The sequence below is a fragment of the Sphingobium sp. genome (assembly GCF_032153725.1).
Taxonomy (GTDB): Bacteria; Pseudomonadota; Alphaproteobacteria; order Sphingomonadales; family Sphingomonadaceae; genus Sphingobium.
This window is the reverse complement of sequence record NZ_JALDYQ010000030.1, coordinates 30,101-51,945: the sequence shown is the minus strand read 5'-3', so window position 1 is coordinate 51,945 and position 21,845 is coordinate 30,101. Positions and strand designations below refer to the sequence as shown.

Sequence of the window (21,845 nt, the reverse complement as noted above, 5' to 3'; positions counted from 1 at the left end):
CCCCTTTTCGGCGTGTCAGATGGAAGTGCGAAGCTGCTGATCACCCCCGATCAAAGACGTCCTCCCGGTTGGAGTCGCCGCATTCCATTCCAGCTATCGGGATTGCGGCTCCGCTCATCGCAGGCAAAACCCGGCTGGACATGTCGTTAATGTGAGAGACAGCTTGTCAAAGCATTGCTAGCCCGACCGTCGGTTAAGATCGGTAAAGGGGAGGGTTCCAAACATGACTTTCTTGCGGCTTTTCCGCGTAAGGCTACGCCCGGGCGCTGCCGGTCCCGACTGGTAGCAATATTCTTTAAAATCAAAGAGACAGCCTGTCAACAGCGGTTTGCCGTCTCTGCGGCAGCCCCTGTGGCGAATGGCGGAGACAATCATAAACCTTGAAACGCAATCATTGTGAAACATGGGTGAACGTAAAAGGCTGAGCTGAACAGCTGGCATTTCCTGTGTTTTCCATCTTCGGGTCCAAAAACATTCATCAGGAGTAAGCTATGCCTCATACAGGCATGTATGTTTTGCAGGGAATTGTTCCTTCTCAGATCGCCGCTGCGCCATTTGACGTCAAGGTCATCGATATTTACGATGATAATGGCAATGCATTCACACCCACGCAGGTTACTCAAATGGGTGGAGGGCCGGAAAGCTCTCTATTATTGGGTTATTTCAGCATTGGAGAGGCTGAGGATTACAGGGATTACTTCAAGACCATCCCTCAGGCAGCTCTTGGTCCTGAAAACCCCCAGTGGGAGGGCAACTATCAGGTCGCTTATTGGACGCAGGAGTGGCGTACCGTTGCCACGACATACATCGACAGGATAATCACGGCCGGATATGACGGGGTCTATTTCGACGTCGTCGACGAGTATCAGCAGGCCTGGGCCAAAGCCAATGCCCCTGGCGGTGCTGCCGGAGCGGAACAGGCCATGGCCGATCTGGTGGCTTATCTCGCGGATTATGCGCACGCAAAAAACCCGAACTTCAAGATCTGGGCCAATAACGCCGAGGAATTGCTGTCGAACAACACCTATTTCACTCACCTCGATGGCATGTATAAGGAAAATCTATATTATACGGACAGTGGATCCAAGCAGCCTGTCAGCGAAACGCAGGCGAGCCTCGATCTGCTGCATAAGATGATTGGCGCGGGCAAGGACGTCATCGCTATCGAATATGTCTCCTCCCAAACAGCCATCGCCGATGTGGAAGCGCAAGCGGCACATGATGGGGTCGGCTATTATACCGCCGACATCGATCTGAACGGGATCAGCTACAGCGGCGTGCTGCCGGGGCAAACCATTCACGCGGATTGGGGCACGACCACCGCTGCTCCGCCGCCTCCGCCGCCAGCCACTCCCGTTGATCTGGTCCTGACGGGCGATAGTTACGCCAATAATCTTGCCGGAGGTGCCGGCAATGACAAGCTATATGGCCGGGCTGGCAACGACAGTTTGACCGGCAACGCCGGCAACGACTGGCTGGATGGCGGCAAGGGCAATGACAAGCTTATCGGTGGCAGTGGCGCCGACACCTTCGTCTTCAACGCTTCCGGCAGCAAGAATGTCGATAAAATAATGGATTTTGAGCATAATATCGACACCGTGACTTTGGACCATATGACCTTCACGGCGGCTGGCCCGGTTGGCGATTTGCCCGTTAGTGCTTATTGGGAAGGAACGCGGGCTCATGATGCAAATGACCACGTCATCTACAATCCCGCGACGGGCGCCGTTTATTATGATCCTGATGGAACAGGCCGTGCATCCCAGGTCCAGGTGGCCATGGTGCAATTAGGCGTTCATTTGGATCATACGGATTTTTCCATATTCTAAGGCTTGTGGGGATTCAGTTCAGGGTGAGGCGAAAATGGTGGATTTCGAGAACCGGCGCGCAGCGACCTTACGGGTCGTGAGCACCGGAAGCGCAGAAAGCCGGCATTTGCAGCCCATCATGGGCTGAATCCCCACATATCCTAGAGCGGTTTTTGATCTGATTGGATCAGATTGCCGCTCTAACTTCCTTGTTTGCCGCGATTTCTTAACCAGCGATCGATTCCGATCGCTTGGAAATCGTTCTAAAGGCGCAAAACCGGTTCCTACTTTTGCGCACGATGCTTTATGACTGTTTGGGCCCGGCGGCGAAGCGTGATGGCATCATCGTGGCAGTCGCTGTGCCCATCATTGCCTGTCCCTGCAACTGCGGTATGCCGACGAATTCGTCATAGACATTATGCGGACTCTGGCCGCTGACCGCGGCGTTGATCTCGCCCCAATGGGTGGCGATGTCCTCGGCGCTCGGCGCGTCCGTTCCGTCCGGCGACATCCAGCCATCGCAGAGCGCCGCGTGCAGGGCGGCATAGCGGCCGCCGGCCGAGGTGAAGCAGCCCTTCGTTGTCGTGCACTCTTCGCTCACCAACCAGATCGCGAGCGCGCTGGCGAAGTTCGGATCGACGCGTTTGCCCAGCCATTCGAGGTCGACCTTGTGGAAATCCTCGGCGAAGCGCGGCGTTTCGAAAAAACCGCTGCCCATCTCGTCGCCAAAGCGCCCGCTGGCGACCGGCAGCAGCAGATTGCAGTTGATGCCATATTGTTCGCCTTCGAGCGCGATCACCTGCGTCATGCCGAAGATCGCGCCCTTGGCCGCGCCATAGTTGGCGGCCCAGGCATGGCCGAACATGCCGCTGCCCGATCCGGTGAAAAGGATGCGGCCATAGCCGGCCGCCCGCATGTGGCGATAGGCGGGCTGGGTGACGTTGAACCCGCCCATGACATGGACGTCGAGGACCGAGCGGATATCCTCTTCCGACATATCCTCGAAGCGGTCGGTGCGGATGATGCCGGCGTTGTTGATGACGATGTCGATCCGGCCAAAATGGTCCATCGCCACCTCGACGATCGCCTTGCCCCCGGCGCGATCCGCAACGCTGTCATGGTTGCCGACCGCTTCGCCGCCCGCCGCCTTGATCTGCGCCACAACCCTGTCGACCGGCTCGCTCGAACTGCCGACCCCGCGCGTTGATCCGCCAAGATCGTTGATGATGAGCTTCGCGCCGCGCTTCGCCAGTTCGAGCGCATGAGCCCGGCCGAGCCCGCTGCCCGAACCGGTGACAATGGCCACCCGGCCGGTGAAATCGAGTTGACTGGTCATGCTGGTCCTTGTCGTGGGAAGCGGTCGGAGACGGCGTGGGATCAGCCGTCGACCAGCTGGCGCTGCGCCGGGCGGTCGAACAGCCATTGCGTCGGTTCCATGTTGTTCACATGCCCGAAATGGCCGCGATACCGGCTGAGGCCGCACAGTTGCTGCAGGCGCGGCGGGAAGGTGCGCAGCTTCTCCATCTCGGTGCCGGCGATGAAATTGTCGCACTGGCGCATCCAGCCCTGGATGTAGTTCATGATGATGCTGGGGCGGCGTTCGCTGGTGCGGTTGCCGCCCGCGCCATGGAGCAGGCGCACGTCATAGACGATGACCGAACCCTTGGGCGCCTCCGCGATGATCGGCTTCCATCTGGTGCCGTAACCCGCCGGATGGCCACCTGGCACCTGCTTGTAGGTGGGATCGTCCGACTCATAGCTGATCTCTGCCTCGGTCCATTTGTGGGTGCCGGGGACGAGATTGGTCGCGCCGTTCGCCTCGGTGAAATCGGTCAGGCAGAAGATCGTGCCGAGCATGAAGGGGAAATCGAAGCGCCGACCGTCGAGCCACCAGTTATCGGCGTGGATCGGCTGCTGCGGTTCACCCGGCCCGATCGTCGAGCTGTCATAGGCCGAGATCAGGCACTCGCGGTCGATATAGCGTTCGGCCAGGCCCAGATAGGCCGGATTCAGCGGGATTTCCTGAAAGATGTCGTCATATTGCAGCAGGTTGAAGATGCGGGTCGTATTGCGCCCGGCGAAATCCATCTCCATCGGCTTGATGTCATGTTCGATTTCGATCCGGTCGAAAGCGCTGACGATCTCATCGCAATAGGATTCGCTCAGCAACCGATCGAGGATGACATATCCGTCGCGGTCGAGTTTCTCATAATCCTCGTCGATATTCCGGGGCATCGCATCCCTCTCCGTCATATATTTCATTGTACTGATGGCGCGAAGTCTGACAAAGCTCGGGTCATCCAAATAGTCCCCATATGGTGAGGGGCCGATGCGGCAGGACGATTATGATGCGGCGGTGCGCGCCGCCTATGATGGCCCGTTCGAGGCGCGCCCCTTCGCATCCCTGCTCGGCGTGCTGCGCTGGCAATTGGGGGCGCATCTCGTCAACATCGTGCTGTCGCATGGCGGGGTCGACGAACCGTCGCGTGACATGTGGGTGTGGGATGGCCTGAGCGACGGCGATGCGATGGTCCGTGCCTATCCCCAATATCGCGCGCTCGATCCGATAGATTATGAAGGGCTCGCGCCTGGCCGCGTCTATATCCATCGCGAGTTGATGGACGTGCAGGCGCGCGACCGCGATTTTTACCAGGATTATCTCGCGCGTTACGGGATGGAGCATGCGATGGTGACCAAGCTCGTTTCGGATCATGGCCAGCCCGCCTGGCTGACCTGCGCGCGCACCGCGGCGCAGGGTCCGTTCGGGGCGAAGGAGAAGGCCTATCTCGGGCGGGTGGCCGGGCATGTGCGACAGGCGCTGCGGCATTTCGATCTGTTGTCGTCGCAGGCGCTCAACAAGGCGATCATGCGGCGGCGCAATCCGCACAACACGGTCGTGACCCTGCTGCTCGACGATCAGATGCGCCTGCTCAACGGCGATGAGGATCAGCTACGCGCGATATCGAAGGGGGGACTCTTCCGGATGGCGAGCGACAATCAGCTATCGGGCGCGACCCCGCATATCCAGCAGGCGCTGCTCCGCGCCGCCCGGCGGGTGCGCAGTGGCAGCGTCCCGATCGCGCCGATCTGGGTGCAGGGCAAGGCGCTCCGCCTGAGCCTGCAGGCCTTTCGTGACGAGCAGATCGTCGCCGGCCGCCTGAAGGCCGCCTTCGCGATCCGCATCCGCGAGGCCGATCCTCCGACGATCGATCCGGGCGAGGCCGCGGCGCAACTCGGCATCAGCCCGTCCGAGGGGCGGCTGGCGGCGCTGCTCGGCGAGGGGAGGACGATCGCTGAGGCGGCGGGCGTAATGGGCGTCTCGATCGAGACTGCGCGGACCTATTCGAAGCGGATTTATGCGAAGACCTCGTTGCGGAACCAGGCGGATCTGGTGCGGGAGCTGATTGGCGGTGGGTTGTTGCAGTAGGAAGCTTTGCGGTGCCGGCGCAAAGATGCCGGGTGTGCTCCATTCGTCATAAGCTACGCGCCGCGCCACATCATATCCGGTTCGACCCAGTCTACGGTCCGGGCGAGCGGACATTCCCTACCTTCACCTTCATGTGATAAATTTGTGACATTGTATGGATTTATGCCATGGCCGGGAAATCAGGCCGGACATGTTTGTTTTACCCGTCGAAGGCGTTGAGTGAGGGGGCTGTTCGGAAATGGCAGCAACGGTGACGGCGATGCCATCTACGACAATATCGGCCGATTCATGTATATGGGCGTATCGGTCAAACTTTGATGGACGATCGGGACGGGAAAAGGTGCGGGAAGGGTCCCGCGCCTTTTTTCAGGCGAAAGCCATGATGCTGATTGCCCGTGAACGGCTTTCTGATTCCTGTCAGCCTTTCTGCCCCCGTTGGAGTGTGGGTGCAATGATCCCGGAAGGTTCGGCTGCCGCATGACGATTCCGCAATGGCTCTCCGTCGCTACGCTCGTCGGGATGATGGGCCTCTTTCTATGGGGGCGCTTTCGCTATGACGTCACGGCGGTGATTGCGCTTCTGACGGCGGTGTTCATCGGCATCGTCAAGCCGGCGGATGCCTTCAAGGGCTTTTCCGATGACATCGTCATCATCGTCGGGTCGGCGCTGATCCTGTCCGCCGCAGTCCAGCGCTCGGGCGTGATTGAGCTTTTGCTGGGCTTCCTGTCGCAACATATTCAACGCATCCGATCGCAACTGCTCATGCTCACAGCTTCTGTGGGCTTTGCCTCGGCTCTTATCAAAAATGTCGGCGCGCTCGCCATGCTGATGCCCGCCGCGCTGCAGATAGCGAAGAAAAACGAAACCAGCCCGTCTGTCTTCCTGATGCCCATGTCCTTCGCGTCACTGCTTGGCGGGTTGATGACGATGGTCGGCACCTCCCCCAACATCATCGTCAGCCGCGTGCGGGAGGAAATGACGGGCGAGCCGTTTCGCATGTTCGATTATTTTCCGACCGGGTTCGGCCTGCTCATCGTCGGCCTTGTCTTTCTGCGCTTCGGCTTTCCGCTTCTGCCGCGCAACCGGCGGGGAGCGCCCACAATGGGTGAGGCGCTCAACCTCTCGGACTATGTGACGCAGGCGACCGTCGGCGAGGGTTCGCCGCTCGTGGGCAGAAGCATTGCCGAATTCCTTGAACGGAACGAACAGCAGGTGGCGGTGACCAGTTTGCTGCGCGGAGACATGCGCGGCGAGGTGCATCCTGCCGTCCACTTCCAGGAGGGAGACATCCTCATATTGGGGGGTGCTCCCGATGCACTGGAGCGCGCGATTGCCCGCGACCAGCTTTCGCTCGTGGGACAGGACAAGGGCCGTGACAGTGAAGGCGACGAAATCGGCGTGATCGAAGCAGTAGTAACGACCGATTCCGCTCTGATCGGGCGGACGGCCGGACGACTGCTGATGCGCGAACGGCTGGGGATCAATCTGATCGCAGTCTCGCGCGCCGGCGAGCGCCTGACCGACAAGCCAGGCCAGATCGTCCTGCGCGCGGGCGACGTGCTGGTGCTTCAGGGGCCGGTAAGCCGGCTTCCGGATCGCCTTCGTCAACTCGGCGCGCTTCCTCTGGCGCAGCGATCGATCCGGCTTGGATTGTCCAAGCGCGGCTGGTTGCCGGTCATCATCCTCGGCATGGCGATGGCCGCCACCGCGACCGGCGTACTGCCCGTGGCTATTGCCTTCTTCGCTGCAGCCAGCCTTATCGTCATCACGGGAGCACTCCCGGTTGGCGAGGCATATGAAGCCGTCGAATGGCCCATCCTCATCATGCTCGGCGCGTTGATCCCGGTCAGTGGCTCGCTTCAAAGCACGGGAGCATCGGACGTGCTTGCAACGCAGCTTGCCCATGCGGCGACCGTGCTTCCGCCGTGGGGCGCCGTGGCGCTGATCCTCATCACCGCCATGGCCGTGACGCCCTTCCTCAACAATGCGGCAACCGTTCTCGTCATGGCACCCATCGCCGCCGTGTTCGCCCATGACCTCGGCTATCGTCCGGACGCGTTCCTGATCGCGACGGCAGTTGGCGCAGGATGCGATTTCCTGACGCCGATCGGTCATCAGTGCAACACGCTTGTCCTGGGCCCCGGTGGCTATCGCTTCAGTGACTATGCGCGCCTGGGCGCGCCCTTGTCCCTGCTGGTCATAGTGATCGGCACGCCGTTGATCCTGTGGACCTGGCCACTCTGATCAATGCGACAGGATTGCGTTCTGTGCCGTTTGATCAGTTGGAAACGATCATCAATCCCCCTCATTCGGGACTGGTCCAAGGCTCGTCGAAAGCAGACTCCAAGATAGCGTCAAATGAATGTTTCAGAAGGATAAAAAATGGGACTGTCGGATTTTCCCCTGTGAAATCAGTCCTGTTCTTTATTGAACAAACGGCCATCAATTGAGACAATGCCTTCAAAACCTATTCGGCAACTTATCAAAGATGAACCTTCGCTTGCGTGGCGCGGTCTGCATCGATTCGTCGCACGAGGCGCTCCGATTGCCTTCGCAAGCATCGGACTGACCGGCCTGTTCATGTGCGGGAAAGGTTAATCCGAACAGGCAGGCATCCATGGCGCTCATCGGTAGCGCCATGCGGCATATTTTACGAAGTTAAACGGAGGGGGTTCTGACAGCTGAATACGCCATCACGCGGGCGGCAGTCGGACGAAAAGCTGCGATCACGCAGGCCCGACTGGACGAATTTGAAGGAGTAGCGTGATGAATGTCATTTCCAAAGGCCCAAAATATCTCTTGATGCTTGCCCTGCTTTCCGGGGCATCCTCGGGCAGCTTCGCTGCGCAGACGCAGGACCCGCCCGCGGCCGACGTTTCGGCGACCGCATATATGCCCCCGGCCGAGACGACCCAGGGGCCGGAGATCAAGGGCATCATTTCCGCGCGCAGCGGTGACAAGATGCAGGTCACGGCCGCCGATGGCGCCAAATCCGTGATCGTCATCAACGACGCCACCCGAATCAGAGCCAGCAAGGGCCTTTTCGGCCTCAACCGCAGCAAGCTCGCCGCAGCCTCGCTTCTTAACGGCCTGCCGGTTACCGTGAAGACATTGCAATCGGGCGACGGCCTGGTGGCGAGCCAGATCACTCTTCAGAACAAGGATCTCAAGACCGCGTCGATGATCCATAACGGCACGGCTCAGGGCTTTGAGGAGCAAACTGCCGCGACGGCCGCGCTGCGTGGTCGCATGGGTGAGATCGACCAGTATAATGTCAAAAGCACGACGAACGTGAATTTCGACACTGGCAAGGCGGTATTGTCCGCGCAGGCGAAAAACGATCTCTGCGCCGCGGCAACCGCTGCCGAGGGGATGAGCAACGCCCTGCTGCTTGTTGTCGGATACACCGATTCTACGGGAGGCGACGAATTCAACCAGGAGCTTAGCGAAAAGCGGGCGGGTCGCGTCGTCAATTACCTGCAACAGGCCTGCGGCTGGAAACCCTATCGCATGCTGACCCCCACCGGGATGTCTGAAGCGGACCCTCTGGCGAGCAATGACACGGTTGAAGGCAAGGCGCAGAACCGCCGCGTTGCGGTGAATATCCTGGTTAGCAAGGGCCTTGACGGTCTGTGAGAAGCGTGGGGTGGGCTTTGCCCACCCCATTTCGGTTCGGAAGCGCCAGTTCGGTCGCGACCACAATTCAAACCTGGCACCATTGTCGCAAGCATGAGCTTGGGTGACGCAACCCGGCCGGGCACCTTCCTCTCCCTTTCCCCTTGGCCATCGCCACGTCCCGCTCGCTCCATTGTCGTGATCCTAAGAGTGATCAGGCTGAGTCCCAACCGAAACGCCACAAAATAGCGCAAAGGCTCCTGCGGCCCATATAGTATTATGGCATATCATATAAATATGCACTAAATTCCGTCATGCATCGCAGATGAGGGAGAGGATGTCATGACGGATTCGCTGAGGGGCAAGGCCGTGATCGTCACCGGCGCATCGAGCGGCATCGGGCGTTCCGTTTCGGTGGAATTGGGCCGGGCCGGCGCTCATCTCTGGCTGGTTGGCCGGAATCAGGCAGAGTTGGCGGCGACAGCCGGTCTGATCCGTGAAGCGGGCGGGCCTGAAGCGCAGGCGGCGCCCATGGACCTTCGGGAGCGGGGACCGCTCGCCGCGCTGGTGGAAAAGGTCGCCATCCAGCATCCGCATCTGTTCGCGCTGATCAACAATGCGGGCGTCATGTATCCGGAGCCGATCTTGAGCGGCTCGGTCGACCGTTGGCAGGCCATGCTGGATATCAACGTCATGGCGATGCTCGAAGGGTGCAAGGCGGCGGTCGACGCCATGCGCGCCCATGGCAAGCCAGGTCATCTCATCAATGTCGGGTCGGTACAGGCACGTTTCGAAGTGCCGGGCGTCTATGGCATTTCGAAACAGGCGGTGGAGGCGATCGGCGTGTCGCTGCGCGAGGAACTGGAGCAGGACGATATTCGCGTCTGCACCATCATACCCGGCGGTTTCGAAACCCAGCTTGCGCGGGGATTTCGCGCAGAGGAACTGGCGCATGTCGCATCTTCTTTCGAGAGCCGGGGGCTGGCCTTTGGCGGTAGCGGCGCGCAGCGGCTCGTCTCCGATCCGCAGCATATCGCCAATATCGTGCGCTATGTGCTGGAGCAGCCGATCGACATCAATTTCCAGGAAATCCTCATTCGGCCTCCGGTCAGTACCAAGGCCAGTTGAGCGACGGGCGTGAGGTGAGAGGGGGCGTCTGCGGGTTGCCCCTCCTTCCCGCGAGGAGGAATGAATGGAGATCGACCTCAGGTTGAACGCCTGTTCCGCGAGTTGATCCTGCCGCGCTTCACGCCAATCACCGAGCAGATGATCCTGAACTTCATCGCTGAAAAGGTGCTGGCTTTGCCGAAATCCTATTGAAGCAGTCTTTGCTGACCCAAGGGACAAGGGGTAAGGATAGACACGCAGGGGGCGATACAGATGCTTCTGCGTGTCAGCGGCCAGGATTTGGGAGAGGAAAAAGCCGAATGGCTCGGTTCGACGAAGGCATTTATTCCGATCGTCAGATTTCGGACCAGCTCGCCATCGCGACGAGGACGGCGGCTCACCCTTGCGGACCCGTTTCGCTCTCCGAAGTGCTGCTTCAGGATTTGCGCGTGGAACGGGCGCACGCGCAAATCCTGCATATCGGTCACGACACGGCCGTTCAGATGCCGGCGGTCCAGCTGCCGGTCCTCTACAGCATTTTGGAAGGGGCGATCCGCCTGGATATGTCCGGCGAAGCGCCGGTCGATCTGTTGCCCGGCGAGAATGCGCTCCTCTTCTATGGTGACCGCCATCGGCTGGGCCGGGGGCGGAAAGCGGAAAATGGCGTTCCTCCCCATGTTCAGACGCATATGCCTGAACTGATCGAGCACCGGCATATCGGACAGGGGCCTGCCCGGGCAGTGGTTCTGCAATCGGTGCTTGAATTGACCTATGTTCGAAAGAACGCCCATGTCAATCGTGCTGCGCCCGATCTGCTCGTGCTGCGCGTGCCGACATCGGATGATGCCGGGCCTTCGTTCAAATCCTTTCCCTATTCGGGCGCGCAGCTTGCGGAGGATCTGGACGGGCCGGGTTCCCTGGCTCTGGTGAGTGGCTTTGCCAATCTCCAGCTTTGCTATGCGCTGAAACAATGGTCGTCGCGCCTGTGGGGCGAGGGCATTCATGATGTCCGCTGCCCCAATATGCGGCGTGTGGCCACCGTGGTACGGGAAATACGCGCCCATCCCGACCGGCCATGGACCGTGACCGATCTGGCGCGCCACGTCGGCTTGTCGCGCTCCGCCTTCGCCGCGGCCTTTCATGACGTGATCGGCGAGTCCCCGATCGCCTTTCTGACCAGAATGCGCATGGAGCGTGCGGCGACATTGTTGCGCACCGATTCCCTCAGCATGTATGAGATCGCCCAACGTGTGGGCTATCCGATCGAAAGCAGCTTTGCCCGCGCCTTCAAAAGACATTGGGGCGTTGCCCCCCGTAGCTTTTCCGACGAAGGGAGTGGAATGGAGGCGGCGGAATAGCCGCCTCCATTCCGCCGGATCAGGCCGGCACCATCGAAGGCTCTGCGATCAGGCCGCGGGCATGCAGGTCGTCCAGATATTTATGGATATAAACCTCGCTCAACTGGGGAATATCCGGCCCTGCGGCCAGCGCGCGGACACGGGCAATGAAGTCGGCGTCAGAAAGGGGGCTGGCGGCCGGCGAATGGGGTTCCGCGAAATGCCCCAATATGTTGATGGAGCTGTGTGCCCGCTCCTCATCGGGCAGGTTGCGGAGTTTGTCCCCGAACCGCCGCATCCATTCGGCATGAGGGGTGATGCGGGCAACCCTATACCCCTTCGTCTCGATCCAGTCCGCGAAGGAGTCAAGCGACACCCCGTCATCATGGCTGTTGACCATGTTGAAGCTGCTGAAGCCATCATAGGGCTGCGCGCCGATCTGAACCATGACTGCCGCCAGGAAATCGACCGGAAGCCCGTCATAATGGGCGCGGGACGCCTGGCCTTCTGGCGTGAGCGTGTAGAAGGATTGCGGCGCAAGTCCGGTCTGCACGATGCTGTAGAGCAGGCGCGTCATCATGTCGGTGTCGTTATACTGCCCGACATGGCGGCTATGCGGCATGATCATGTTCGGGCGGAAGACATTGACCGGCAGCCCGAACAAGGCGTGCGCCTCCCGCAGCAATACCTCGCCGGCCCATTTGCTGGAGCCATAGCCGGAGGCATAGATGTCCGTCAGTGGCACATTGTCCGAAACGGTGCGGACATCGGTGGTTTCCGGCGCGGATGTCAGTTCGGGCAACATATAGGGGACCGCCACCGTCGACACATAGTCGAAGCGCTTCAACCGGTCCGTGAGGGCGAGGCGGATCAACTCGGCCGTGCCGGCGACATTGGGTTCGAACAGATTCTGATAGGAGAGCCTGTGGTTCACCAACGCGGCTGGATGGACGATATGGTCGATCTGCTCGGCCAGCCGGTCGAACTGCGCCTTGCCCAGCCCCAACTGAGGCAGGGCCAGATCGCCGCAGATCACCTCCATATGCGCCGCGGCGAGCCGTCGGAACCGTTCGAGAAGGGCAGCGTCGCCCGTGTCGAAAACGGCCTCCAGCCGCTCATAGGCAGCCTTGCTGTCCTTGCCACGCGCAAGGCAGGTAAGCCTGCCGCCCGTGCGGGCAGCATGTTCCAGCCATTCGATGCACAGGAAGCGCCCCAGAAAGCCATTGGCGCCCGTCAGCAGGATGTTGCGGGCCAGTTCCACGGGTGGTTTCGCGTGGGACGCTGCCGTCAGCACATCCTCACTCAGGAATTTGTATAGCTTCAGGTCGGAGGCGTGCAGGACGCCGTCATCCGGATGGACGTCGGCAAATTGCACGGCCTGGCCGGATTGCAGGCGCTCTATATGATCCGCCAGCCAGAGTATGCTGGCGGCCGGATGCAGAATTGCACTGACCGCCACCGGAATATTGAACATCTCCTCGAACAGCAGCGAGAGTCCGATGGCGCCAAGCGAGTCGCCGCCCAGATCGCCATAGCTGCGCGGATCGGCGGGATCGACTTTCGGCAGGCCGAGATTGGCCTTGAACGCGCCCGCGATGCGTTCCGGCAGCGATCCGGTCGCGCTCTCCCGCAGCCGGGCGAGTTCCGCCTGCTGCTGCTTGTCCATTTCCTCATACATGGCTTCCAACTGGTCCATGTAGCGGCGTTTGATATTGGGGCGCAACGGTTTGCGGGCGCTGGAGAGCAGGCCGTTTTCCAGGGTGAAGGGCTCGGTTTCGACGATCACGTCGCGCGGAATCTCGAAATTCTTGAGCTGTGCCTTGCGCGCGACTTCCTTGAATTCATGCAGGATGAGGGCGCGCAGTTCCGCCTCGGTCGCGGGCCGGCCGAGCTGAGCTTCGGCGACACGCTGGTCGGGCACCACCACCGCGAGCAGATAGGAGCGGTAGGAGCTGCCATAGACGAAGACCTGATCGATGAGCGCGCTATTGCCCAGATAGGCGGTTTCGAGCGGGCCGACAGCGACGAACTCGGCCTGGCTAAGTTTGATGACATTGCCGCGCCGGTCCACCCAGACCAGATGATCCGGCCCGCGCTGTTCCATGATGTCGCCGGTTTTCAGGAAGCCGTCCTCCGTGAACACGGATGCGGTCGCCTCGGGCCGTTTGAAATAGCCCTGGAACATCTTGGTTGTCTTGACCAGCAGTTCGCCACGAGGGAAAGGCTTGTCCGTCGTGTAATAGCCCAGTTCGGGGACGTCGAGCAGCTTGAACTCGGTGATCATATGTGGAGTCAGCCGGTTGCCAAAGGTCATGGCAGCCGCGCCCGCCTCCGTGCAGCCATAGCCCTCGATCAGCGGCATGTCCCAGCATTCGGCTATGAAGCGGCGCACCTCCGGCGCGGTCGGCGAACTGCCGACGCCGCCGCCGCATAGCCGGTTGCCCAGATAGTTGGCCCGCATATCCTCCCGCACGGCGGCATCGGCCGTTTCGGATTGTTCGCCTGCCATGATGCGTCGTTGATATTCCGATTGATAATGTTGATAGATGATCTCGCAGACCCGCGGGATGAAGAGGATCGATGTCGGGCGAACGACGCGGAAGTCCTCGAACAATGTCGACATGTCGCTCTTCAGCGTGAAATAGGCAGTCCCACCCTGCGCTAGGGCGCCATGCACCATGTTCCGGCCCATGAAATGGTTCATCGGAGCATAGGCGACAGCAATGGTCGGCAGATAGGTGCTGATCGCCTCGGACCAGAATTGCGCGCTGATCGCGTCGTGGATGATGGCGCCCTTGGGCGTTCCCGTGCTGCCGGAGGTATACATGATCATGGAGACATGATCCGATCCCGCCGCTGGTTCGGCCAGGGGTTGATAGGTGAAGCCCTCGCCATATTGGACGGCGTCGGCAAGAGAAATGAGCGCGATTCTGCTGTCAGCTCCGCCGAGCCGGTCGCGTGCTGCCGCTATCGCTTCGCGCTCCTCATCGATCCGTTCGTCGAGATCGAGGACGATCAGGCTGCGGACGCTGTCGGTGCGAAGCGCATGGCCGACGGCAAGCTCCAGATTGTCGATCGTGGCGGCGATCGTGACCGGCGCCGTGTCGGCCAATATCCCTTCCATCTCGGGTGCGGGAAGATTGGCTTGCAGCGGCACCGAAACCGTCAGCGCGTAATTGCATGCCAGGTCCAGTGTCGCCATCTCCGCGCCGGTGAAGGCGATGAACGCGATATTGTCGCCCGGTGCGGCACGATGATCGGGATGATGCCTCCAGAAATTCGCGAGCGCTTCGACCCGGCTGCGCAGTTCGTCATAGCTGATGGTGTCGAACCGTGCTTCATATTGGCGGACTGTTCGGCCGTTCGCATCCGTCACGATCTCATGATGCCGGGTGCCGAGCGCGGGGCGATCCGCATAGCCCGCCAGAACGGTGCGGATGATGTCGCGATAGCTGATGCCAGGCATGTCGATGGCGTCGGTCACGGCCCGGTCAGGCAAGCGCGCGCCAATTTCGGGATCAGCGGCGATCAGTGCCTGCATGCGCGCCCCGGCCCGGTCGAAGAGATATTGTTGGTCGAATTCAGTCGCCATCATCCTGTCCTTTTTTGCTGATGAGGCATTTTTGCCCTGCGTCAGAAACATATCCACCGTGATCTGCGCTCGCCAAGAGCCGCTAGAGCGCGAAATCATGCCATGCCTCCTCAATATCATGCTGGAACTCCCGCACCCTCGTGAGCAGATGAAAAGAAGCACCCGGGAGGGGAGGGCGGGATTTTGGAAAATTCCGATCAAAGGACGAAAGGTATGAATTTGTGGAGGATAAGTAATAGTGCGCCAGCTTCCTATTTCTTACGCTCGGCCCACCTTGTTCGCATATCGAACGACGATTCAAGGCCGATTTGATAGTGGGGGCGCGCATGTCGAAGTGAATGCGTTTCTGGAACCAAGCTGAAAGTGATGATGGGTTTCCCAATCGGATTGCGCTGATTGCAGTCTTTTGAGCTTTGTTCGAGTGCCATTTCAGTTCTCGTTACCACTGCCGATGAATGGAGATCATGAAACCACCAAAGGTGGTGCGTACGTGGGGAGAGGAAGAATGCGGATTGGACGCGCGACGTGCTTTGGGTTGATGGCTACATCGGCACTGGCGAATATCATTATATCTCCGGCAATTGCCAAGACATCCAATCAGAATCCAGAATCACAAAATATATTTCAGGACATCATTGTCACGGCAAGAAAGAGAAGTGAAACCTCTCTTCAGGTGCCAGTGACCATTTCCGCGATTGGCGGTCAGGACCTTCAGAACCGTGCGATCAATTCCGTGGACGCGGTTGCCCGACTGGTTCCCTCGATGATCACTGGCGAAGGTGGGGGAACCGTGCAGGGCGGCATCATTGCGATCCGTGGCATATCGGGCGCCGACAACAACCCGCTGAACGATCAGGCCGTTTCGTTCAATATCGATGGGGTGAGCGTGGGGCGGGCGAGCGTGCGACGCATGTCCGACATGGACATTGAGCAGATCGAAGTTCTCAAGGGACCACAGGCCCTCTATTTTGGGAAGAACAGTCCTGGCGGCATCATATCCGTCCGGACAGCCGATCCCACGGACGATCTGGAAGCGAAGGTTTCGCAGGCTTATGAATTCAATGCACGGGAATGGCGAACGGAAGGTTATATTTCAGGCCCGATCAGCGACGGTCTGGGTTTTCGCCTTGCCGGCATTTATTCCGATATGCAGGGATGGGCAAAGTCGTACGTTCCGACTGATTTCGTGAACACGGCGACGACGGGGGTTTTTCCGCCCCGCCGCGGTCGCGCGCCCAATAAACAGGACTGGGCGCTGCGTGGCACACTGAAATTTGATGAAGGTGGGCCGTTTACCGCGCGCATGAAGCTGGCCTATGCGCGGATATCCGGATCGTCCTCTTCGTCCAATACCCAGTTCGTGGCCTGTCCGCTGGGATTTCCGCAGGGTTCGCCGCCCTTGTCCACCGCGCTGCCACGTGACGATTGCCGTGCCGACAATCTGGTCGGACATGGCGATTTCAGTCCGAACCTCGCTTCGTTCGATCCCGGCGAATACCCTGCCGACGGAAGGGGATACCTCCGGCAATCGCAATGGCTCGGTTCGGCCGAGTTGACCTACCGGCCCAGTTCGACGCTGACCATTACATCGGTGACCGGGTTCTATAAAATGGACCTGAGCAATGTCGGCAACTTCACGCAGAATTATTATGACTCACCGACGCTTCCAGCCCAGATGCTGATCAGCCACAATCATCTTTCGCTGCGGGAAATATCGACCGAACTCAGATTAGCCAGCGAGTTCGATGGACCCGTCAATTTCATGATCGGCGGTCTTTATCAGGATACGATGGGCCGCAATGGATCGACAACGGCCAGATATTCCATCTCTCCTGTCTTCGTGAACAAATATGTCTATGAACAGGAAGGTAACGCCTATTCCGTATTCGGCCAGGTGACGGTCGATTTTACATCTCAATTGCAACTGTCAGGTGGTGCGCGCGCATCATTTGAAAATAAATCGCTGCCAGGATTGTCAACGGCTACGGCGGCTGCTCCCAGAACTCTTGTTCCGATCACGGCGTCGGGCTTGATCCGCGACATCAGCTTCAACAATCTGTCGCCGGAAGTCACCCTGTCCTACCGACCGGATCAAAATCTCAATTTCTACATTTCACATAAGGAAGGATTTCTGTCGGGAGGTTTCAGTGCTCTCGCGCCGACGGCAGGCGTGATCGCCGGAACCCAACAGGTCAATTACGATCAACAGATCACCAGCGGTTTCGAGGGTGGTATCAAGGCATCGCTCCTCCACAACAGGCTGCGCGTCAATATCGCGGCCTATAATTACAAGACGAATGGTCTTCAGGTCGGCGTCACGACGCAGGGGGTGCAGCAGGAATTGCGCAACGCGGGCAGTGTCCGGACGCGGGGCGTGGATTTTGACGTCAGTTATCACCCGCCGGTCGAGGGACTGACGATCAATGGTGCGGTCAATTATAATGACGGATATTATGTCGACTATCAGGCGAGTTGCTATCGCGGTCAATCCTCCGCGACCTGCTTCAACCAGCTCAGCCGGGTGACGGGCAAGGTCGCATTGCTTCAGGATCTGGGCGGTCAGCCTCTGGTGCGCGCGCCGCGTTGGACCGGTAATGCCGGATTCTCTTATGAACGGTCGATCGGAAACGGCTATCATCTGGGTCTGTCGGGCAATATCAGCCACAGCGACGCTTATTTCACTGATACCACCAATACCCCCGGTGGCCGGCAGAAGGGCTATGAACTGGTCGATGCCTCGCTTCGCTTCGGGCAGGAAGAAACAGGATGGGAAGTGGCCCTGATCGGCCGCAACCTGACCAATGAATATTATTTCGTGCGCAGCAGCGACACGCCCTTTACCGGCAGTACTCCCGGCGCATCGTTGAACGGTGTTCTGGGCGACACAGCGGCGTCGGTGGGACGAGGCCGGGAATTGATGGTCCGATTGAGCTATAAATTCGGCGGGAGATAGCAGGCTATAGTCCGTTCTCCCCGGCCCGGTCGTGCCTGGGCGGCACGGCCGGTTAACCGCGTCATCCGCGCTGGAAGGTCGCGGCTTGATCGTTGGCGCATACCCTGTAATGGTATGCTGACGAACCAAATGCATGGGACGCACGAGGGAGAGAAGCGGATGAAGCATCCTGTCCAAGTGACCGGAGATCATACAGGGATAGCATTCCCGGTCAGCTATGCGATGCTGGAGGAGGGGGGCGTTGCGATGCTGACGGCTCTTTTTCGGCAAATGGGAGCCATCTCTTCCGAAAATGCGGTTGTCGAGATCGTTCATTGGAAGGAGTTTTTTGGCGGGGGCATGGGACGAAAAATCGCGTTCGATGTGGCCTATGCCCGGAAGGAAGATGTGCCGACCCGCCTTTTCGCGAAGTTCACGCGGGAATTTGGCGACCCCTTGCGGGAGCTGTTTTCACCGGTCATGGACCCGGAAGTGCGCTTCGCCCTGTTGTCGCGCCGTCCGGGCTTTCCCCTGCGCGTACCGCGTTGCATGTTCGGGGACTATAATGCTGAATTCAAGACCGGCCTGCTGATTACCGAGCGCATTCCTTACGGTTCCGAAGGGATAGAGCCGGCGCTCGAAAAATGCGTCGATTATGAACTCGCCGATCCGCTTCCCTATTATGAAGCGCAGACCCGCGCGATTGCCGCTCTGGCGGCATACCATCGCGCCGGCCATTTCGGGGACGAGATCGATCGGGAATTTCCCTTCAATCCCTTTGAGGAATCGCTGCTGAAGGTCATCCCCTATGATGCGGAGGAGCTAGCGTCAAAGCTCGCCAGGCTGAAGGAATTTGCCGCCCGTGCCCCTCAATTGCTGCCCGACGGCTTGGCCGACCCCGACTTCCTGGATGATTTTTCGCGAGGAGCCAGGGAGGTGCTGGCCAAGGAGCGGGCGATCTGGCGCCATCTTTATGGCCGCCGGGATGCGATCGCGCTGGTCCATTGGAATATGAACCCCGATAATGGCTGGTTCTGGCGCGACGAAAATGGCGTGATGCAATCGGGGCAGCTCGATTGGGGCGGTGTCGCGCAGGCGAATATCGCGCAATCCTATTATGGCATGACCTGCGCGGGCGAAGCGGATTTCCTCGCCCGGCACGATGCGGATTTGCAGGCGTTGCTGCTATCCGAATATGCCCGTCTGGGCGGTCCGCAACTGGACGCGGCGGCGTTCGATCAGGATGTGAAGCTGGCGATCGCTGTTCTGGGGACGGCGTGGATGCTTGATGCGCCTGCGTTGCTGGAGGCGGAACTGCCCGATTATGGCAGGCTAAGCGACCGAACCGACCCGCGCCTGCGCGCCCTTTTCCTTCCGCGCGCGCAGTTGCAGCTGCTGAACGTCTTCTTGTCGGAATGGCGTCGGAAGAAAATTGGAGAGGCGGTCGGCAGCTTGGCTGACTGAACCGCCCCTCCAGCTCAGCGGCCACGCCGGAACAATATGGTCAGCAGGAACAACACCGTCCTCACATTAAGCAGCTTGAGCGCGGCGCGGGCCTGATCCGGCGTCAACACCGCGCGCACCGGCAGCGTGCCCATGATCTGGCCTTCGATCAGTAAATTATTGCCATCCGGCGACATTTTCTCGACCGTCATCAGGCTGTCATTGTCCTTGGTCAGCAATTCCATCGTGGATACTCCCTGCCCGGCTGTCGGGCTTTCAATAGGTGATGAAGCCCGTGTTCAGATCGATGCCGAGCTTCTGATAGATCTTCATGGCGGATGCGCGCCCGCCCAGTGTCGCAAGGCCGCCCGGATGGGTCGTGCAGCCGGTCAGGAACAGGCCATCAATGCCGGGTATCTGATATTGCGACAGTTCCGGTGTCGGCCGGGCGCCCATCAATTGGTCCGCCGTCATGGCGATGCCCATGATGTCGCCGCGCCGCATGATGCGGCTGTGCCGGTTGTGATCCTCCGGGCATTCGATCAGGCGGCCAAGAATCTTCGACCGGTCGATATTGCGCGTGAACTTGCAGAACCAGTCGAACAGGGCGTCGCCCGCGCGCTGTTTGTCGATCGCCCATCCGTCCCTGGTTTCGTAAGGCGCGAAGCAATAGAGGTAGAGGGCGGTCATGCCGTCCGGGGCGCGGCTGGGGTCGAAATTGCTTTGCGGACCGCCGAGCGGCTGCAACACGTCATAGGGAAATTCGTTGCGGCGATACGCCTCGAACGGCTTCATGAAATTGTCCCAGTCGGGTTCCATGCACTCGACCAATATGGCTTCGTCATAGGCCTCTCCACCGATCCACTGGATGCGTTCGGAAAGGGCGATCTGCTGGTTGATCGCGCCATATTCGGACAGCTTGACGGCAGCTGCACGCTGGGCGATCCCCTGGTCAATGCCGGGCACCATCCTGCCCATGTCCCAGGGATGCAGATTGGCGACCACCGCCTTGCGGGCCCGGATTTCCTCGCCGCTGTCGGTCATCACTCCGTCGATCCGGCCGCCGCCGCCGATCAGCTTCTCCACCGTCACCCCGGTGCGCAGTTCGCCGCCATGATGCTTCAGGCAGGCGATCAGGGCGTTGGTCACGCTTTTCGCGCCGCCGACGACGGTGGCCATGCGATATTTGTGACCCAGCCCGAGAATGAGGTACATGGTCAGGCCCGTGCCGGGATAATCGGGCGCGCTCATCACTTCCGACGCCCATTTCGCCATGTGCACCTTCACATGCGGGGATTCGAAGCGGGCATTGAGGAAGTCTATGACATTGCCTTCCAATTCGGCGCGGATCTTGCGTCCCTTGGCGCTGTCGTTCAGCAATCGCATGAACCCGTCATGCGGCATGGGCGGCATGAAGAAACCGCGCGACAGCAGGGGCAGCAGTTCGTTCGCTTCCTCCACCAACTGGATGTAGGCCCGGGCGTCCCGTTCCGAAAAGCGGGCGATTTCCTTCACCGCCCGGTCGACATCGGTGTAGCTGATCAGGCCTTCGCCATCGGGATACAGGGACGCGAAAGGCGCGGGGGCATAGGCGAATTCGAGCCCGAACCGCGTCTCCAGCTCCAGCTCATTATCCTTGAGCGCCGGATTGGCGAGCAGCATCAAATAGCCCATGGCATGGGAATCATGGGTAAAGCGCGGATCGGTATGGATCGACACGACGCCGCCGCCGCATTGTTCCTCGCGCTCCAGAACCAGAACCGATAGGCCGGCCTTGGCCAGATAGCAGGCGGTGGTCAGCGAATTGCTGCCCGCGCCGACGACGACGAAATCATAGGCCATCTATTTTCCTCTCACAGCGGCGGGCAGCAGTTGCGCGACGACCGTGCGCTTGAGTTGCTCCCGGAAATAAGCATCTGATCCCGCCGCATCGGACATGCGTTTGATGAATGGGCGGCCGGCGACTGCCGTCACGATCGCGCCATTGAACGTGAAGAACAGCAGGTCTGGATCAGGCGCGTCCTCAGCCGCGCAGCAGGCCGCCGCGATGAGCGGGGCCAGCAGATCGTGGATGGGCTTCACCAACCGCGCAAAGACATAGTCGCTCTGCTCATTCTGCCGCACCAGTTCGCTGAGAACGAATTTGGCGATACGCGGATTGTCGCATGTGACATCGACAAGGTGCGAAACCGCTTCGATGACCGCCCGTTCTGCCATGGCCGGGCCGTCCGCCACAAGGGCCCTGACCGGCTCCAGCGCGACAAGCAGATGATCCGACAAACTGTTCACAGCGGCACGCCAGAGATCGGCCTTCGACCCGAACTGATGCTTGATCAGGGCCGGATCGACATCGGCCTCCGCTGCGATATGCCGTACGCTCGCGCCATCGAAGCCTTGGGTTGCGAAAGCCTCCAGCGCCACCGCTAGCAGGCGTTCGGCGCCGCTGCCGTTGGCCGTGGTGGCCGCATTTCTTCTGGGACGACCGCGCGGGCGGGGACTGGATGTCGGGGATGCCATGGGCTTTTATTAAATCAACGATCGTTGAATATCAAGTACGCTCTTGCAAATGTTTTCAGGCTGCTGC

General features: G+C 59.8%; 16 protein-coding genes. 9 read left to right on the top strand and 7 right to left on the bottom strand.

The window, feature by feature from the left end; translation table 11 throughout:
* The first annotated feature begins 491 nt into the window (after window positions 1-491).
* Window positions 492-1,829: an endo alpha-1,4 polygalactosaminidase gene (locus RUH75_RS11680; RefSeq protein ID WP_313806021.1), complete on the top strand. Its 1,338-nt coding sequence runs from the start codon at window positions 492-494 to the stop codon at window positions 1,827-1,829.
* Between the two features lie 283 nt (window positions 1,830-2,112).
* Here RUH75_RS11680 and RUH75_RS11675 read toward each other — a convergent pair whose 3' ends face one another.
* Both RUH75_RS11675 and RUH75_RS11670 read right to left on the bottom strand, forming a co-directional pair.
* Complete coding sequence (locus RUH75_RS11675; protein WP_313806019.1) at window positions 2,113-3,144, bottom strand: SDR family NAD(P)-dependent oxidoreductase; 1,032 nt, start codon at window positions 3,142-3,144, stop codon at window positions 2,113-2,115.
* A 41-nt stretch (window positions 3,145-3,185) separates the two neighbouring features.
* Window positions 3,186-4,070, bottom strand: a complete 885-nt coding sequence (locus RUH75_RS11670; protein WP_313806017.1) for a phytanoyl-CoA dioxygenase family protein — start codon at window positions 4,068-4,070, stop codon at window positions 3,186-3,188.
* Between the two features lie 67 nt (window positions 4,071-4,137).
* Between RUH75_RS11670 and RUH75_RS11665 the strand changes: the two genes are divergently transcribed.
* Together RUH75_RS11665 and RUH75_RS11660 are read left to right on the top strand one after the other, a co-directional pair.
* Window positions 4,138-5,235 (top strand): hypothetical protein, encoded by a 1,098-nt coding sequence (locus RUH75_RS11665; protein WP_313806015.1) that lies wholly within the window; start codon window positions 4,138-4,140, stop codon window positions 5,233-5,235.
* 477 nt (window positions 5,236-5,712) lie between these two features.
* On the top strand, window positions 5,713-7,479 hold the full coding sequence (locus RUH75_RS11660) for an SLC13 family permease (protein WP_313806013.1): 1,767 nt from the start codon (window positions 5,713-5,715) through the stop codon (window positions 7,477-7,479).
* Window positions 7,480-7,695: 216 nt separating this feature from the next.
* On the opposite strand, the gene RUH75_RS11655 is transcribed toward RUH75_RS11660, so the two are convergent.
* A complete protein-coding gene (locus RUH75_RS11655; protein ID WP_313806010.1) occupies window positions 7,696-7,863 on the bottom strand; it encodes a hypothetical protein in 168 nt (55 codons plus the stop codon).
* Between the two features lie 138 nt (window positions 7,864-8,001).
* On the opposite strand from RUH75_RS11655, the gene RUH75_RS11650 reads away from it, so the two are divergent.
* The 4 genes from RUH75_RS11650 to RUH75_RS11635 all read left to right on the top strand — a co-directional run bounded on the left by RUH75_RS11650 (window position 8,002) and on the right by RUH75_RS11635 (window position 11,315).
* Complete coding sequence (locus RUH75_RS11650; RefSeq protein WP_313806008.1) at window positions 8,002-8,871, top strand: OmpA family protein; 870 nt, start codon at window positions 8,002-8,004, stop codon at window positions 8,869-8,871.
* Between the two features lie 321 nt (window positions 8,872-9,192).
* A complete protein-coding gene (locus RUH75_RS11645) occupies window positions 9,193-9,978 on the top strand; it encodes an SDR family oxidoreductase (protein ID WP_313806006.1) in 786 nt (261 codons plus the stop codon).
* A gap of 60 nt (window positions 9,979-10,038) precedes the next feature.
* On the top strand, window positions 10,039-10,170 hold the full coding sequence (locus RUH75_RS11640; protein ID WP_313806004.1) for a hypothetical protein: 132 nt from the start codon (window positions 10,039-10,041) through the stop codon (window positions 10,168-10,170).
* Between the two features lie 107 nt (window positions 10,171-10,277).
* Window positions 10,278-11,315 (top strand): AraC family transcriptional regulator, encoded by a 1,038-nt coding sequence (locus tag RUH75_RS11635; RefSeq protein WP_313806002.1) that lies wholly within the window; start codon window positions 10,278-10,280, stop codon window positions 11,313-11,315.
* A 19-nt stretch (window positions 11,316-11,334) separates the two neighbouring features.
* Here RUH75_RS11635 and car read toward each other — a convergent pair whose 3' ends face one another.
* Window positions 11,335-14,886 carry a carboxylic acid reductase gene (gene car, locus RUH75_RS11630; RefSeq protein WP_313806000.1) on the bottom strand — a complete coding sequence of 1,184 codons (3,552 nt, stop codon included), beginning with the start codon at window positions 14,884-14,886 and terminating at the stop codon, window positions 11,335-11,337.
* Between the two features lie 421 nt (window positions 14,887-15,307).
* On the opposite strand from car, the gene RUH75_RS11625 reads away from it, so the two are divergent.
* Both RUH75_RS11625 and RUH75_RS11620 read left to right on the top strand, forming a co-directional pair.
* A complete protein-coding gene (locus RUH75_RS11625; RefSeq protein ID WP_313805998.1) occupies window positions 15,308-17,839 on the top strand; it encodes a TonB-dependent receptor in 2,532 nt (843 codons plus the stop codon).
* A 159-nt stretch (window positions 17,840-17,998) separates the two neighbouring features.
* Complete coding sequence (locus RUH75_RS11620; RefSeq protein ID WP_313805996.1) at window positions 17,999-19,282, top strand: hypothetical protein; 1,284 nt, start codon at window positions 17,999-18,001, stop codon at window positions 19,280-19,282.
* A 14-nt stretch (window positions 19,283-19,296) separates the two neighbouring features.
* Here RUH75_RS11620 and RUH75_RS11615 read toward each other — a convergent pair whose 3' ends face one another.
* The 3 genes from RUH75_RS11615 to RUH75_RS11605 are packed head-to-tail and all read right to left on the bottom strand — an operon-like array spanning window position 19,297 to window position 21,778.
* Window positions 19,297-19,506 carry a hypothetical protein gene (locus RUH75_RS11615; RefSeq protein ID WP_313805994.1) on the bottom strand — a complete coding sequence of 70 codons (210 nt, stop codon included), beginning with the start codon at window positions 19,504-19,506 and terminating at the stop codon, window positions 19,297-19,299.
* 31 nt (window positions 19,507-19,537) lie between these two features.
* A complete protein-coding gene (locus tag RUH75_RS11610) occupies window positions 19,538-21,103 on the bottom strand; it encodes an NAD(P)/FAD-dependent oxidoreductase (RefSeq protein ID WP_313805992.1) in 1,566 nt (521 codons plus the stop codon).
* On the bottom strand, window positions 21,104-21,778 hold the full coding sequence (locus RUH75_RS11605; protein ID WP_313805990.1) for a TetR/AcrR family transcriptional regulator: 675 nt from the start codon (window positions 21,776-21,778) through the stop codon (window positions 21,104-21,106).
* Between the last annotated feature and the right edge of the window lie 67 nt (window positions 21,779-21,845).

What these genes read in the sequence shown, in the direction of transcription:
- RUH75_RS11680 (WP_313806021.1), top strand. Translation starts at nt 492, where the DNA reads ATGCCTCATACAGGCATGTATGTTTTGCAGGGAATTGTTCCTTCTCAG.
- RUH75_RS11675 (WP_313806019.1), bottom strand. Translation starts at nt 3,144, where the DNA reads ATGACCAGTCAACTCGATTTCACCGGCCGGGTGGCCATTGTCACCGGT.
- RUH75_RS11670 (WP_313806017.1), bottom strand. Translation starts at nt 4,070, where the DNA reads ATGAAATATATGACGGAGAGGGATGCGATGCCCCGGAATATCGACGAG.
- RUH75_RS11665 (WP_313806015.1), top strand. Translation starts at nt 4,138, where the DNA reads ATGCGGCAGGACGATTATGATGCGGCGGTGCGCGCCGCCTATGATGGC.
- RUH75_RS11660 (WP_313806013.1), top strand. Translation starts at nt 5,713, where the DNA reads ATGACGATTCCGCAATGGCTCTCCGTCGCTACGCTCGTCGGGATGATG.
- RUH75_RS11655 (WP_313806010.1), bottom strand. Translation starts at nt 7,863, where the DNA reads ATGAGCGCCATGGATGCCTGCCTGTTCGGATTAACCTTTCCCGCACAT.
- RUH75_RS11650 (WP_313806008.1), top strand. Translation starts at nt 8,002, where the DNA reads ATGAATGTCATTTCCAAAGGCCCAAAATATCTCTTGATGCTTGCCCTG.
- RUH75_RS11645 (WP_313806006.1), top strand. Translation starts at nt 9,193, where the DNA reads ATGACGGATTCGCTGAGGGGCAAGGCCGTGATCGTCACCGGCGCATCG.
- RUH75_RS11640 (WP_313806004.1), top strand. Translation starts at nt 10,039, where the DNA reads ATGAATGGAGATCGACCTCAGGTTGAACGCCTGTTCCGCGAGTTGATC.
- RUH75_RS11635 (WP_313806002.1), top strand. Translation starts at nt 10,278, where the DNA reads ATGGCTCGGTTCGACGAAGGCATTTATTCCGATCGTCAGATTTCGGAC.
- car (WP_313806000.1), bottom strand. Translation starts at nt 14,886, where the DNA reads ATGGCGACTGAATTCGACCAACAATATCTCTTCGACCGGGCCGGGGCG.
- RUH75_RS11620 (WP_313805996.1), top strand. Translation starts at nt 17,999, where the DNA reads ATGAAGCATCCTGTCCAAGTGACCGGAGATCATACAGGGATAGCATTC.
- RUH75_RS11615 (WP_313805994.1), bottom strand. Translation starts at nt 19,506, where the DNA reads ATGGAATTGCTGACCAAGGACAATGACAGCCTGATGACGGTCGAGAAA.
- RUH75_RS11610 (WP_313805992.1), bottom strand. Translation starts at nt 21,103, where the DNA reads ATGGCCTATGATTTCGTCGTCGTCGGCGCGGGCAGCAATTCGCTGACC.
- RUH75_RS11605 (WP_313805990.1), bottom strand. Translation starts at nt 21,778, where the DNA reads ATGGCATCCCCGACATCCAGTCCCCGCCCGCGCGGTCGTCCCAGAAGA.